General features: G+C 68.5%; 9 protein-coding genes. 6 read left to right on the top strand and 3 right to left on the bottom strand.

Annotated elements, in window-relative coordinates; genetic code table 11:
- The 3 genes from pbpC to ASF09_RS14605 are packed head-to-tail and all read right to left on the bottom strand — an operon-like array spanning window position 1 to window position 8,165.
- Window positions 1-2,106, bottom strand: coding sequence for a penicillin-binding protein 1C (gene pbpC / locus ASF09_RS14615; RefSeq protein WP_060526892.1), 2,106 nt, complete (start codon window positions 2,104-2,106; stop codon window positions 1-3).
- On the bottom strand, window positions 2,103-7,874 hold the full coding sequence (locus ASF09_RS14610) for an alpha-2-macroglobulin family protein (RefSeq protein WP_060526891.1): 5,772 nt from the start codon (window positions 7,872-7,874) through the stop codon (window positions 2,103-2,105). Before ASF09_RS14610 ends, pbpC begins: the two co-directional genes overlap by 4 nt.
- A 39-nt stretch (window positions 7,875-7,913) precedes the next feature.
- The gene (locus tag ASF09_RS14605) at window positions 7,914-8,165 is read right to left on the bottom strand and encodes a hypothetical protein (protein WP_060526890.1); all 252 of its coding nucleotides are present in this window, start codon (window positions 8,163-8,165) and stop codon (window positions 7,914-7,916) included.
- Between ASF09_RS14605 and ASF09_RS14600 the strand changes: the two genes are divergently transcribed.
- From ASF09_RS14600 to ASF09_RS14575, 6 genes are all read left to right on the top strand, one after another.
- Window positions 8,164-9,138 (top strand): alpha/beta hydrolase, encoded by a 975-nt coding sequence (locus tag ASF09_RS14600; protein ID WP_060526889.1) that lies wholly within the window; start codon window positions 8,164-8,166, stop codon window positions 9,136-9,138. The genes ASF09_RS14605 and ASF09_RS14600 overlap by 2 nt on opposite strands.
- 94 nt (window positions 9,139-9,232) lie before the next feature.
- A complete protein-coding gene (locus ASF09_RS14595; RefSeq protein WP_235529839.1) occupies window positions 9,233-11,740 on the top strand; it encodes a glycoside hydrolase family 9 protein in 2,508 nt (835 codons plus the stop codon).
- Entirely contained in the window at window positions 11,740-12,627 is an 888-nt protein-coding gene (locus ASF09_RS14590; protein ID WP_060526887.1) for an alpha/beta hydrolase, read from the top strand. Before ASF09_RS14595 ends, ASF09_RS14590 begins: the two co-directional genes overlap by 1 nt.
- 83 nt (window positions 12,628-12,710) lie before the next feature.
- Window positions 12,711-13,589 carry a type 1 glutamine amidotransferase gene (locus ASF09_RS14585; protein WP_060526886.1) on the top strand — a complete coding sequence of 293 codons (879 nt, stop codon included), beginning with the start codon at window positions 12,711-12,713 and terminating at the stop codon, window positions 13,587-13,589.
- Between the two features lie 14 nt (window positions 13,590-13,603).
- Window positions 13,604-13,912 carry a hypothetical protein gene (locus ASF09_RS14580; RefSeq protein ID WP_060526885.1) on the top strand — a complete coding sequence of 103 codons (309 nt, stop codon included), beginning with the start codon at window positions 13,604-13,606 and terminating at the stop codon, window positions 13,910-13,912.
- Between the two features lie 108 nt (window positions 13,913-14,020).
- Window positions 14,021-14,716 carry an endonuclease/exonuclease/phosphatase family protein gene (locus ASF09_RS14575; protein WP_060526884.1) on the top strand — a complete coding sequence of 232 codons (696 nt, stop codon included), beginning with the start codon at window positions 14,021-14,023 and terminating at the stop codon, window positions 14,714-14,716.
- Window positions 14,717-14,744 lie beyond the last annotated feature (28 nt).

Raw genomic sequence — 14,744 nt, 5'->3', positions numbered from 1 at the left:
TCAGCGGATCGTGACGATCACCTGGTCGGCGGCGCGACCGGCTGCATCGACGAGCCGCAACCGGTGCCGGCCCGGCGGCGCGAAGAACAGCAGTTGTTGCGCGGCGGGGCCGAGGTCGCGATTGTCGAGGAAGACGTGGTGCGCGCGGACGTCGCCAGTGGTCTCGATCGCGAGGCGCTGGCGGTCGGCGGGGATGTCAGGGTCGATCGCGTAGACGCTGCCCGAGGCAGGGTTGACGATCCGGGCACGGCGCGCGGTGGCGGGTGCTGCCGCGATCAGCGACTGGCCGGTGCCGCGGAGAAAATAGTCCATGCGGGGCTGCTCGATCGCGTCGGCGAACGCGATCCGGCGACGCTCGACACCGGCGGGCATGGCGGGCCCGCGTTCGTCGTCACGTCCGAGCGCCAGCATCACGTCGCGCCAGACCGGCGCCGCACCGCTGGTGCCCGAGACCGCGCGCATCGGGTCGCCCTCGACGTTCCCGACCCAGACCGCGACCGTATAGCGGCGCGAGAATCCGACGCACCAATTGTCGCGCATGCCTTTCGAAGTGCCCGTCTTCACCGCGGTCCAGAACGGCAGCCGCAGTGCCGAGTCCAGACCGAAGGTGGCGGCGCGGGCATTGGGGTCGGCCATCATGTCAGCGACGATCCACGCGGCGGCTGGCGTCGTGACCGGACGAGCGGCAACGTGGGGAGTATCGGCGGTCAGCCGCAGCGGGGACCAGCGCCCGCCATTCGCCAGCGACCGGTACGCATCGGCCTGTTCGAGCAGCGTCACCTCGGCTGATCCGAGCGCAAGGCTGAACCCGTAATAATCGCCGTCCTCGACGAGGCCACGATAGCCCGTATCCCACAGCCGATCGCGGAACGGTTCGACCCCGACCAGCAGCAGCGTCCGGACCGCGGGCACGTTGAGCGACCCCGCCAGCGCGCTACGCACCGACACGCGCCCCTTGAACCCGCGATCGTAATTCTGCGGGACGTACAGCCCCGACGCGGTGTCGAGCTGCACGGGGGAATCGTCGAGCACCGACGCCGGCGTCAGGTATCCGCGCTCGATCGCCTGTGCGTAGAGAAACGGTTTCAGCGTCGACCCGGCTTGGCGATAGGCGTTGGCGGCATCGACCGCCGGCGCGGTCGAGGCGCCGCCGATCCCGCCGACATAAGCAAGGACGTCACCGCTGGCATTGTCGATCACGACCGCGGACCCGTCGCGTGCGCGCGATCCGCCGAGCCCGAGCAACTGGCGACGCAACGCGGCGGCGACCGTGCGCTGCAGCGCTGCATCGAGCGTGGTGGTGATTCGCAGGCCGGGCTTGGTCAGCAGGCGATCGGCGAGATGCGGCGCGAGCCCCGGATCGAGCGCCAGCGTCCGCACCGGCCCGAGCATCGACGCGGCCTCGCTGGCGAACCGCGCGCAATCGCCCACGCCCCCCAATCGGCAGGCCCGCGCGGCGATGCGCGGTGCGGCGGCCTGCGGATCGGGCAGCAGCGCGGTCAGCAGCAGCGCGTCGTCGCGCGCCATCGCCGCAGGGGTCTTGCCGAACAGCGACAGCGCCGCCGCGCCGATCCCCTGCGCCTCGCCGCGGAACGGCGCGAGGTTGAGATACGCCTCAAGGATCTGGTCCTTGCTCCACGTCATCTCCAGCGCTCGGGCCGCGCGCATCTGGCGAAGCTTGTCGCGCCAGCCGCGTGCGCCGGGCATCGCCAGCGTCGGCGACAGGAAGGCCGCGACCTGCATCGAGAGCGTACTCGCCCCCCTGCCCCGCTCGCCCTTCGCGCGCGCGCGCACCGAGCCGAGGATCGCCAGCCAGTCGACGCCGCCATGGCTGCGGAAGCGGGCGTCCTCCGCCGCGACGACGGTGGCGGGCACGACCGGTGCGATCTGGTCGAGCGGCACCCACGCCAGCCGACGCGCGGCGAAATTGACGCGCGCGCTGTCGATCAGCACGCCGTGGCGATCGTACAGCCACGCCTCCGACGGCTTCCACGCAGCGCGAACCTGCGCATAGCCCGGCAGCGGCGGCGGGAACGTCGCCCAGTCGAACCCGACCGCGGCGAGGATCAGCACCAGCAATCCGACAAGCGCCGCGCGCTGCTTCATCGATCCGCGACGACCATCGTCTGGTTCGGCACCGCGGCGCGAATTGCCGGCGAATACATCGCCTCGACCCGGCTAGGCGGCATCTGGAACCGGCCGGCGCCGTTGAGCCGCAGCGTGTACGTCACGGTCGTGGTTCCCTTGGGCAGCCAGGCGAAATAGGCGCGCCACGTATCGCGGCCGCGCTCGACATAGCTCGGACCGCCGCCCTCACCGCCACCCTCACCCTCGCCGCCACCGCCGCCCTGCTGGAGCAGTTGCGACTGGCCGCCGAGATCGCCGATCACCGTGGCCCCTGCCGGCACCGGATCGCTGATCGCGACCCAGTTGCGCTCGGCGGTCGCCTCGACCGACAGCGTTACGCGGAGCACGTCGCCCGTCGTCAGCCGCCCTGCCGTACGCGCCTGCACGACATCGACCTTCCGCGTCAGGCGATAGCCCGCGAACAGCGGCTGCCGCAGCGGCACGGCCGCGGAGATCGACACGGTCGCCCACGGCCCCGCCCCGCCGCCTTGTGCCAACCGCAGTGGTCCGGCGGCAGCGAGCGGGAACGACACCGTCCGCGCGGGTTCCGCCAGCGGCCAGCCGCGCGCGACGCTACGGCCAGCGTAGGACAGCATCGTCGCCCCCGTGACCGCCTGCGCCGGATAGACCTGCGCGAACCGCCGCGCGGCGATCGCACCCCAGGCGTTGGCGGTGGTCGTATCCCAATGCCCGCGCGACTGACGCAGCGCCGTGCCGACCATCAGCCGCGGCGCATCGTCCTGCCAACCCGGCCGCCCGAGCACCGCCGCGGTCGCCTTGTTCGCCGCCTCGTCCGCCGACGACATCAGCCACCACGACGCATTGGCCGAGTCCGACAGATCGAGCCGCGTGCCCTCGAACACGAGGCGCGTGCGCAACACCGCCTCGGCCTGCGCCTTGGCTTCGGTCGACGCGCCGGGGATCGCGGTAAGAGCGGTAATATAGTCGGCGAGGCTCGCGGTCGGCATCTCGGCGGGCGTCATGCCGATCTGGCCGAGCATAGCCGGGGTGGCCTCGCCCTGCCGTGCTAGGGCCGCCAATGCCGCGACCTTGGTCAGGCGGACATCGCCGTAATCCTCGTGTCGCAAGCGCCCGTCGAGCACCGCCTTCATCGCCTCGATCATCCGCGCGCGCTGCACCGGGGGCAGCGACAGGTTCGCCGCGCCCGTCATCGACAGCACATAGGCGGTCAGCGCCTCCGACCCCTGCAGGCTGTCGCCGGGGAAGTAGCGCAGCAGGCCATCGGGCGCCTGATAGGTCGGGATTTCGCCCGCCAGCGTCGCCCAGCCCGCCATGTCGCCGAGCACGACGATCCGCGACAGCCGCTGTTCGAAACAGTTGAACGGATAGCGGCTCATGTAGTCGCGCACCCCGGCGAGCGACGGCGCCAGCGTATCGGCAAGGCGGATGTCGACGCTGCCGCGACCCGGCAGCGCCCCCATCGGCGGCGCGATCGGGATCAGTGTGTTCTCCCCGACCTGCGCGAGCGTCGCCGCCCAGATCTCGGTCGGCACCGCGGGGATGACGTCCTGCGTCACCGTCACCTGATCGGTCGCACGGCCGTCGGTACTCTTCGCACGCACCGTCCAGCGCAGCGTATCGACGCCAGAGGGCGCGGTAAGGTTCCACGCCACCGGTGCCGCACCACCCGCGGGAATGGTGACGGTCAGCGGCTTGCCTTGTGCGATCCGCGGGAAGACGTCGACGTTCGCCGTGACCGTCATCGCGCGGTCCGATCCGTTCCGCAGCGTAAAGCGCGCACCGTAGAAATCGCCCGAACGGACCAGCGGCGGCATCCCGGCATACAGCGACAGATCCTGCGCGGTACGGATGTCGGTGCTGCCGGTACCGAACGCCTGCGCGCCATCGGTGGCGATCGCGACGAGCTTGAACGACGACAGCGCGTCGGAGAGCGGCACGGACACGCGCGCACGCCCTTGCGCATCGAGCGGGACATGCCCCTTCCACAACAGCACCGGCTGGAAATTCTCGCGGTTGAGCCCCGACAGGTCGCCGCCACCACCGCCGCCGCCCGCTTCGAGCGCCTTGCGTCCATAATGCCGTTTGCCGACGACCTGCATCTGCGCGGTCGCGGTCAGGACGGACAGCGGGCGATCGCCCATCATCGCGTCGAGGATGTTCCAGCTGTCGTTGGGTGCGAGTTGCAGCAACGCCTGGTCGACCGCGGCGAACGCGACATCGGCCTCGCGCGCCGGGCTGCCATCGGGCTTCCGCACCTGGATCGCGACGTTGGCCGTCCCCCGCGGCGCGTAACGCTCGCGGTCCGCCTTGACCGCGACGGCGAGCGTATGGCCCTCCCAGCCAACCTTCACCTTGGCGATGCCGAGGCGGTAGGCGGGCTTGGCGAGATCGACCAGCGCGGTCGGCTCGGCCGCGTCCTCGGGCATGTCCGACAGCCCGAGCGTCCGCGCGATCCGGTGGATCCAGCTCCAGAACCCGCTCTCGACACGGCCGCGCACGACCAATACCGAGACATAGACGTCGGGCGCATAGGCGGAGTCCATCGGCACCTCGATCACCGGGTCCTTGCCCGACAATTCGGCGACGAAGCTCGACAACACCCCCTCGCGCTCGACGCTGACCAAAGCGGTCGCCGAGCGGAACGGCATCCGAACCTGGAACCGCGCGGTCTCGCCCGAGGCATAGGTGAGCTTCTCGGGGACGACGTCCATCCGGTCGCCATTGTCGCCGCCGAACCACCAGTCGTCGTTCCCCGCGAGCCACACCGACTTCACCGCGCGCGCGACGTTGCCGTCGGCATCGGTGGTGGTGACGACCGCGTAGATCTCGCCCGAGACGCCCGGATCCGCCTTGCACTGCGCGAGTCCCTGCGCATCGGTCGTGGCGCTGCACGAGGCCGACAGCTTGGTCGTCCGCATCCGGTTGTCATAGGCGTAGAACCCGCCGATCAGCCGCCGCCGCGCGGTCAGGATCTGGCGGCTGTAGAGCGCGACCGACAGCGTCTGCCCCTTGATCGGCTTGCCCTCGGTATCGAGCGCGACGAAGCGCAGGCGCAGATCGTCCGCGCGCATCATCCAGCCATCGGTGGCGACGCCGAGTTGCACGCCCGAGGCGTAGATCGGGATCGATTTCGAGGCGGTCAGCGTCTCGCCGTTCGCATCGCGGTAATCCATCTCGACCTGCATATCGGTCGTGCCGGGGAGGGTCTGCGGCATGTCGACCGTCATCCGCCGCGTGCCGTCGCTGCCGAGCGTCGCCGGCAGCATCTGGGTCGGCGGCAACGGCGTCTTCGCATCCTCGCCCTCGCCATCGAGCGGCTTGACGCCTTCGGTGATCGGTTCGCCGCCGAAGCTGAACTTGTCGTAGCCGACAGGCGTCGCACTATGCGCGAACCAGCCGATGCGGACGTCGACCGGCAGGCCGGGGGCACCGCCACCCGAGAGATAGCCGGCAAACAGATCGAGCTGTGCGGTGCGCGGTTTGACCAGCGCGGTCTTCGGCCCGGTCACGCTCGCGCGCATCGTCGGCAGGCGGTATTCGTCGACTTTGAACGACTGCGCGGACTCGGTGGTGGTGTCGCCGACGACGAAGATGAGGTCGTAATCCCCCATCGGCGCGCCCTTGGGGGCGGTCCAGACCGTCTCGCCGGTGCCGTTCGCGCCGATCGTCACGGGCATCTCGAACTGCGTGTCCGAACCGCGATGCGACAGCCGCAGCGTGCCGGTAAAGCCCGGCGCCAACGAGAAGCCGCGCGCGTCGGGGCGGCGCAGAATGTGCTTCATGTGGATCGTCTCGCCCTGGCGGACCAAAGCGCGATCGAACACGGTGTGGATGATGTCGGTCGCCGCCGAATAGCCATAGGACAGGTCGAAATCGAACGGCCGGATACCCTCGCCCCAGTCGGTCAGCGTGAAGCTGAAATCGTCACCGCTACGCGCCGAGATCATCAGCGGATGCGGCGAGCCCTCGCCCTTGCAGCTACCATAGGTCTCGGGTTCGGGAAGGCCCCGCGCGACCATCAACCCGCCGCTCTTGTCGGTCGCTCCGCGCGCGAGCGGCTTGCCCGTGCAACTGTCGCTGACCTGCACCACCGCGTTCGCGACCGGCTTGCCCGTCGACAGCCGCGTGACCCAGGCGAGCGAGCGATCGCGCCCCCATTCGAAATGCACGGCGAGGTCGGTGACCAGCGCGGCGCTCGCGACATAGCGCGGCACGTCGCGGCCGAGCAACGCACGCCCCAGCGTCGGGCTGGCGAGTTCGACGACGTAGAAGCCGGGCTTGCCTAGCGGCAGGCCGACGACCTCGAAATCCTTGCCCTTGCCCGGCAGGTCGAGCTTGAACGGATCGCCCGCGCCGCCGCTAGCCCCGCCGCCCCCGCTCCCGAACAGCAGCGGTTTCTCGCCGGTATGGTTGATCTGGAGCGGCTCGGCACCCTTGCGCTCGATCGTCTGGTAGTCGGTCTTGCCCGCATCCTCGACGCGCCGCAGCCACGCGGCGATCTCGCCGTCGGTACCGCCCACGCGCAGCCGCTGGCCGCCAATACCCGCGGTCTGGCCTTGCAGCGAAGGCTCGACGTTGCGCACGGTGACGGGCAGCACGCCGCCCTGTTTTGCCTCGAGGATGCCGAAATCAGCCGCGAACTTCACCAGCGGCGGGGCCTCGTCGAACTTCACCTCCAGCGGGAAACGTTCGCGGTTGGCGAGAATGCGACCGCTCTCGTCCTTGAGGTCGGCGGGGATCGCCACCGTCCCACGCGTCGCGACCGGCAAGGGTGCGGCGAACGTGACCTGCTCGATCGTCGCGCGGGTCTTCTCCTCGTCGCTGAACACGGGCGCGATCGTCTTGCCGTTCGCCAGCGTCAGGCGAACCGCCGTCGCCGCGCTCATCGGCACCGGCGCGGAGAACCGCAGATACGCCTTCTCGACCGGGCTGCATCCCGCTGCGGTGTTGACGCGCGAGCATTCGAACCGCGCGGTGAAGGGTTTCCGAACGGTGAAGTCGAACCGCTGGTCGGCACCGGCGAGCTTGCCCCCGGCACTGGCGATGTTCGCGCCCCACACCAGCGCCATGTCGCGGCCCGGCGGCAGCGGGCGGCGGCATTTCAGCGCGGTAATGCCGGCCAGCGCGCGCTGGCGCGATGCGGTATCGGCGGGGACCGTCTTGGGCAGTCCGGCACTTTCGAGGAAATTGCTGACCGAGTAGTTGCTTCCCAATCCGGCGAGCAGCTTGCCCGGCAGATCGGGCGCGAGCACGTCGACCGCGATCTTCTCGCCGATCCCGTCGACCGCGCAATACGCGTTGGCGGCGATCGATTCACGGGTCGCGAGCATGTTCGCGGCGACCAGGAACACCTGATCCTCCTCGATATCGCCCTCGCCGGGCAGCACCGCGCGGGCGATCGGACCGCCGGCATCGACGGTGAAGCTCTCCGCATCGACGCCGTAGCCCGCCGCGCTCTTGAGTCCCTCGCGCGTCGCGAGCGTGCAGCGCGTTCCCCCAGGCAGGCCTTGCGCGAAGTCCCAGACATAGGTCTGCGGATCTACCCAGCGCCCTTCGCCCGACACCGCGCACTCGACCTTCAGCGGCGAGGCGGCGCGCGGATCGCCGAGCGGGACGATCGCGTCGCTGAACCGCACGGTGAAACGCGTGATCGCGCCGTCCGAGATGTTGGGCGTGGCAAGCGTGACGTGCGGCGTATCGCCCCCGAACGCGGCAACCGGCGCGACGACGATCGCTAGCGCCGCCCACAGTCTAGCAAATCGCATCCCCGCTCTCCCCGCCGCCAGAATAGGGATCCGGGAGCGCTAGTCCAGACCGTTCCCGTCGAGATTGAAATACAGCGCCATGCTGCACCCAAGAATAGCTCGTTCGACGGGGCCGTGCATGGCCATGATGGCATTGAATACACGCAGGAGTCTTTGGCGGGCATCACCGGCGCTTCTCGATAACTCAGTATGTCCGACGGCAACGCGCGGGATCGAAAGTATAAATTGCGCAATGGTAGCGCTCTCTTTATCGTGACGACCAATAACGATAAAACAGGGGAGAGCGATCATGGTACACGTGATGAGCAACAACGCGGCGAGTGGGGGCGTGCGCCGTCGCCGTTCGGGATTCGGGCTGGCGCGACTCGGTTTCGCCGCAGCGATGATCCTGGCGACTCCGGTCCAGGCGCAGTCCGACCAGATGACCCCGATCGCGATCCCCGCGCAGACCGATGCGATCGTTCTCGGCACCGGCAAGCTGCCCGGCGCGACCGCCCCCGAAGCCTGGCACAGCCAATATGGCAGCGTGTTCGCGCGCAACGTCACGATCGCCACGCTGACCCCGTTCCTGCCCGATCCGTCCAAGGCGACCGGCACCGCGGTGATCGTCGCGCCGGGCGGCGGCTTCAAGACGCTGTCGATGGAAAACGAAGGCTATGACGTCGCGCGCGCGCTGGCCGCCAAGGGTGTCGCAGCGTTCGTGCTCAAATATCGCCTCAACCCGACGCCCGAGGCGATGCCCGCGTTCGAGAAATCGATGACCGCGATGTTCTCGTCGATCGCGCGTGCGCCCCGCCCGAAGCCCGATGCGATGATGGCGGGACTCGCACCGCAGATCGCGGATGCGCGCGCCGCCTTCGCGCTCGTCCGCAAACGCTCCGCCGAATGGCATGTCGATCCGACTCGCATCGGCATGGTCGGGTTCTCCGCCGGCGCGATGCTGACGATGGCGACGACCGTAGCGGGCGGCGATGCGAAGCCCGCGTTCATCGGCAACATCTACGGGCCGCTCGCGGCGATGACCGTCCCCGCCGGCGCCCCGCCGCTGTTCGTCGCGCTCGCCGCGGACGATCCGTTCTTCGGCAATAGCGGGTTCGGGCTGATCGAGAGCTGGCACGCGGCCAAGCGTCCGGTCGAATTCCACCTGTTCGAACAGGGCGGTCACGGCTTCGGCATGTACCCCAAGACCACCACCAGCACCGGCTGGTTCGACGAGTTCACCCGCTGGATGGCGATGCACGACCTGCTCAAGCCCGCGAAGTAATCCCACCAAGACCTTGACTACCCGGCGGCCCCGCGAGCGCTCGATAGAAGCGCCGCCGCCGGACGAAACTGCAGACATCATCAGGGAGAGGCCTGTGCCAAGATCGGCATTTATCGCTTTGCTCGCATCCGTCGGTGCGTGCGTCGTTCCAGCATTATTTGGGGGCGCCGGAACGGCCTCCGCCCAATCGCTTACCGCGACGCCTGCCGGGACGCTGGAAACGCAGGGGCTGTCGGTGATTATCGACCAGAACCAGTTCAGCCCGATCTTCTTCGACGAGAAGAACGCCGGGATCCAGATCGTCCTGCACGGCAATCGCCTCGCGACCGACGGCGCCGTCCGGCTCGATCCCACCCCCGAGCAATGGGCGCGCGTGCCCGCGTTCGTCAGCCGTACCACGGGCAGCGAACCCAACCAGATCGTCGTCCGCTCGACCTACAAGGACGTGAACCTCGCTTATGCGGTGAAGGTGACCACGGAAGGCGACGGCTTCCGGATCGCGGTCGATCTCGACCAGCCTTTGCCCGCCAGCCTCGCGGGCAAGGCGGGCTTCAACCTCGATTTCCTGCCGACCGCCTATTTCGGCAAGACCTATCTGATGGATGCCGCGCCGGGCCTGTTTCCGCGCCATCCGACCGGACCGATGGCGAAGGACGGCTCCGGCGATCCGCTGCCGATGGCGAGCGGTGGCACGTCGGTCACGCTGTCGCCCGAGGATCCGCTGACCCGCGTGACGATCACCTCGGATCAGGGGCCGCTGTCGCTATACGACGCGCGCAATCGTGCGCAGAACGGCTGGTTCGTCGTCCGCTCGATGATCGCCGCGGGTGCGAAGGATAATGCGGTCGTCTGGCATGTCCGGCCCAACGTCGTGAAGAACTGGGTGCGCGAGCCGGTCGTGTCGTTCAACCAGGCGGGCTATACGCCGAACCGGCCCAAGATCGCGCTGATCGAGCTCGATCCCAAGTTCAAGGCGCCCGCCGACGCCGCGCTCGTCAGGCTTACCGCCGATGGCGGCCAGCAGACCGTGCTGCGCGCCGGGACGCAATCGCGCGGTCGTTGGACACGCTACGATTACGCGGCGTTCGATTTCTCGACGGTGCGCGAACCCGGCATCTACGCGATCTCTTACGCGGGCAAGACGACCAACCCGTTCCGGATCGCCGCCGACGCGTATGACCGGATCTGGCAGACCTCGCTCGACACCTTCATCGCCGAACAGATGGATCATGTCGGGATCAGGGAGCAGTACCGCGTGTGGTCGGCGCCGTCGCATCTCGACGATGCGCGCCAGGCGCCGCCGGACATCACGCATTTCGACGGCTACAAGATGGGCGCGAACCTCGACTCGCCGTTCAAGGCGGGCGAGCATATCCCCGGCCTCGCGGTCGGCGGTTTCCAGGATGCCGGCGATTACGACATCCAGACTCCCGAGAACGCCTCGGTGGTGCGCGATCTCGTCTGGGCGCGCGAGTTGTTCGGGCTCGACTGGGACGAGACCAGCGTCGACGAGGCCGCGCGAGCGGTCGAGATCCGCAAGCCCGACGGCGTCGAGGATGCGGTCCAGCAGATCCGCCACGGCACGCTCCAGCTGCTCGCGCAGTACAAGGTGTTCGGGCACGCGATCGTCGGCATCGTCGACCCGGCGCTGCGCCAATACGCGCATCTCGGCGAAGCGGGATCGCAGACCGATGGCCTGCTCTACGACGCCGCGCTGAAGCCGGCCGAGCGCAAGGGCGGCACGTCGGGCGCTCCCGATGATCGCTGGGCGTTCACCACCGACCTGCCCGCCAACAATTTGCTCGTCGCCGCTGCGCTCGCCGCCTCGTCGCGCGCACTGACGTCGAGCGATCCGGCGATGGCGAAGGACGCGTTGACCGCATCGACGGCGATGTGGGCGAAACAGCAGCGCGGCATCGTCAAGTCGGGCGACGGGCGCGACGATTCCTCCTCGCCGCGCTCGGCCGACGCGGCGAACGTCGCGGCGACGATCGAACTGCTGATCACCAGCAAAGGCGACACGGCCTATGCCGATCGTCTCCGCCAGTTGCTGCCCGTGATCCGCCAGAATTTCGGCTGGATCGGCGGCGTCGCGGTCCGCGCGATCCCGTTCATGGATGCGGACTATCGCGCGCAGCTCGTGCCGCTGGTCCAGCAGTTCAAGACGAAGGCCGACGGCGACAAGGCGCGCAATCCGTTCGGGGTGCCGATCAGCGACGGCTCCTGGGCCGGATCGAACCAGGTCGTCAGCTTCGGCACGTCGATGTACCTGATGCACAAGGCGTTCCCCGAGCTGATCGGCACGGGCTATACGCTCGATGCGCTAGACTATGTGCTCGGGCGACACCCCGCCAACAACCTCTCACTGGTGTCGACCGTCGGCACCGACTCGAAACTGATCGGCTATGGTCACAACCGCGCCGACTACAGCTTCATCCCGGGCGGGATGGTGCCGGGCGTGCTGATCGTCAAACCCGACTTTCCCGAGTTGAAGACCGACTGGCCGTTCCTGTGGTTTGAGAACGAATACACCGTCAGCACGACGTCGGCCTATATCCTCGCGGCGCGCGCGGCGATGGCGGCCGCGGCGGAAGCCAAGTGATGCGCGCCCTCTGGGCGATCGCGGCGCTGGTCATCGCGGTACCGGCGGCGGCACAGGACCCCGCGCCGGTACCGGCCCCGACCTACACGTCGATCCCGCTCTGGCCGAACGGCGCGCCCGGTTCGACGGGACGCCGCAAGGAAGCCGAGATCGGCCGCGATTACTGGGTCCGCAACATCCACGATCCGTCGCTGATCGCCTTCCCCGCCGCGCCTGCGCATCGCAACGGCGCGGCGATCGTCGTCATTCCCGGCGGCGGTCACAAGCTGCTCGTCTGGACCAACGAGGGAACGAAAGTCGCCACCGCGCTCAACCGCATGGGCGTCACCGCGTTCGTCCTGAAGTACCGATTGGCGAACGAACCGGGCTCGCACTATTCGGTCGAGGGCGACGCCGCCGACGATGCGCGGCGAGCCGTCCGCTGGGTCCGCGCGCACGCCGCCGACTACGGAATCGATCCGCACCGCGTCGGCGCGATGGGCTTTTCGGCGGGGGGCGAACTCGTGTCGCTGATCGCTGACAATCCAGAGCCACCTGCCCGGCCCGTGGTCGACGCGATCGACCGCCAGTTCGCGCGTCCCGATTTTCAGGTCCTGGTATTCCCCGGACCGCGCGGCATTCCGGCGACCGCGATTGCGACCGCGCCACCCGCCTTCCTGATCGCCGGCAGCCGCGACGCCTGTTGTGCCGCACCGCCGGTCGCGCTGTACGAACAGTTGCGCAAGGCGGGCGTCTCGGCCGAGCTGCACATGTATGCGGACAGCGATCACGCATTCAATCTCGACGAGTCCGACCGCATCTCGATCCTGCACTGGCCCGACCGGCTGAACGACTGGCTCGCCGACAGCGGCTGGCTGTCGCCCAAACCTGCCACACCGCGGAAGTAGCGCGATAATTGTTCGCGGGCGCAAGGACGAAACGCCGGGCCATGCGTTGGGGGATGTCTGATCGATAGGACGAAGGACGCAGCGTGCCGCATTTTCTCGTCGCCGAGAGCGAAACCGCCGACGAGCGTGATGCGCGCCGCCGGCATACCGGCAAGAGTTCAGGCGAAAGCTACGCCGCCACGCTCGAACAGCTTCGTCCCGATGCCAGGATCACGATCGTCGCCCCCGCCGACGACGACGCGGAGGTCTACGACGCGACCGAAATCGCGGCGTTCGATGCGGTGTTCGTCACCGGTTCACCGCTTCACGTCTACGACGACACCCCCGAAGTCCGTCGCCAGCTGAGCTTCATGCGCAACGTGTTCGCATCGCGCACGCCGTCGTTCGGATCGTGCGCCGGCCTGCAACTCGCGGTGGCGGCAGCAGGCGGCACGGTGCGGAAGATGCCCGGCAAGCTCGAGGCCGGGCTCGCGCGTCGGATCACGCCGACCGATGCGGGGCGCAGCCATCCGTTGCTCGCGGGCCGGGCACCAAGCTGGGACGCGCCCGCGATCCACGGCGACGAGGTCGAGCACCTCCCCGACGATGCCACGCTGCTCGCGAGCAACGCCGTCACGACTATCCAGGCGGCGGAAATCCGCCACGACGGCGGAATCTTCTGGGGCGTGCAATACCACCCCGAACTGGCGCCCGGCGAGATCGCGGTGGCGCTGCGCCGACAGTCCGAAGACCTGATCGAGGCGGGTCTCGCCGATACGCCCGAGGACGTCGAACGCCGCGCCGCGGAGCTGGACGCGTTGCACGACGACCCCGGTCGCCGATCGATCCTGTGGGCGCTCGGCGTCGACAATGAGTTCGCGCAGGAAGCAAGTCGGCGGATCGAGCTGACCAACTTCCTCGATCACTTCGTCGCCGCGACGAGCGCCGACCGTTCGAATCACCCCACCCCCCTTCCCGCTTAACCCAAGGAGTTCCCATGCCCACGACCCTCAAAGCCAAGTTCGACACCCGCCGCGAAGCCGAGATGACCGTCGAGCGTCTCGTCCAGGAGCAGCATATCGAGCGGACCGACATCTTCATCACCACCGACGGCCCCGCCAACAGTGCCGGCAGCGAGACGGCGGGCGCGGACACCGAAGGCCAGGACCCCTCGCCCGCATCGCGCGACGACGCGGCGCTGGAGGACAAGATCGTCATCTCGGTCGACATCGCGGACGAGGCCAAGGCCGCCAAGGTCAAGGCCGCGTTCGCCGAGTTCGACGCGAGCGACGTCGCGCAGGGCTGAACGCGCACGCCGACGCGGGTCGATCCCGCGTCGGCGCTCGATCGCTTTGTCGTTTCGCAGGCATGACGCCGCAACCCAATTCCCGGACGCCGCGTTAAGCCCCCACGCATGATCAAGGTCGCCAGCTACAATATTCACAAGGGCATCGGGCTCGACCGTCGGCGCAATCCCGAGCGCGTGGTCGAGGTATTGCGCGAAATCGATGCCGACGTGATCGCGCTGCAGGAGGCGGATCGACGCTTCGGCGCCAAGGCCTGCGTCCTCCCGCACCATCTTCTCGACGAACATAGTGACTGGAAACCGGTCGATTTCGGCCTGCGTGCGCTCAGCATGGGCTGGCACGGCAATGTCATCCTCGTCCGCAAATCGGCGCGCATCGTCGCGAGCGAGCCACTGCATCTGCCCGCACTCGAGCCTCGCGGCGCCGTTATGGCGGACATCGAACTCGCGGGCGCGACGCTGCGCGTGCTGGGCATGCACCTCGACCTGTCGGGGCTCTGGCGCCGCAAGCAGGCCGCCGCGATCATGAATCATGTCGACGCCTGCGCGCACCGCCACCCGACCGTGATGATGGGCGATCTCAACGAATGGAGTGCAGGCGCCGGGTGCCTGCGCGATTTCGGGCGCGACTATGCGTTTGCCGAGACCGGCGCGAGTTTCCATTCCAGGCGGGCGATCGCACGGCTCGACCGGATCATGGTCTCGCGTGACTTGAAAGTCGCCGACTCCGGCGTGCATGCAAGCCCGGCGGCGCGCAAGGCATCGGATCATCTGCCGATCTGGGCTATTCTGCAGCCGACATAAGCGCGATGCGAACGACGATGCGGGACGG

The sequence above is a fragment of the Sphingomonas sp. Leaf242 genome (genome assembly GCF_001422045.1).
In the GTDB taxonomy this organism is placed as follows: Bacteria; Pseudomonadota; Alphaproteobacteria; order Sphingomonadales; family Sphingomonadaceae; genus Sphingomonas.
This window is presented reverse-complemented; position numbering and strand designations above follow the sequence as displayed.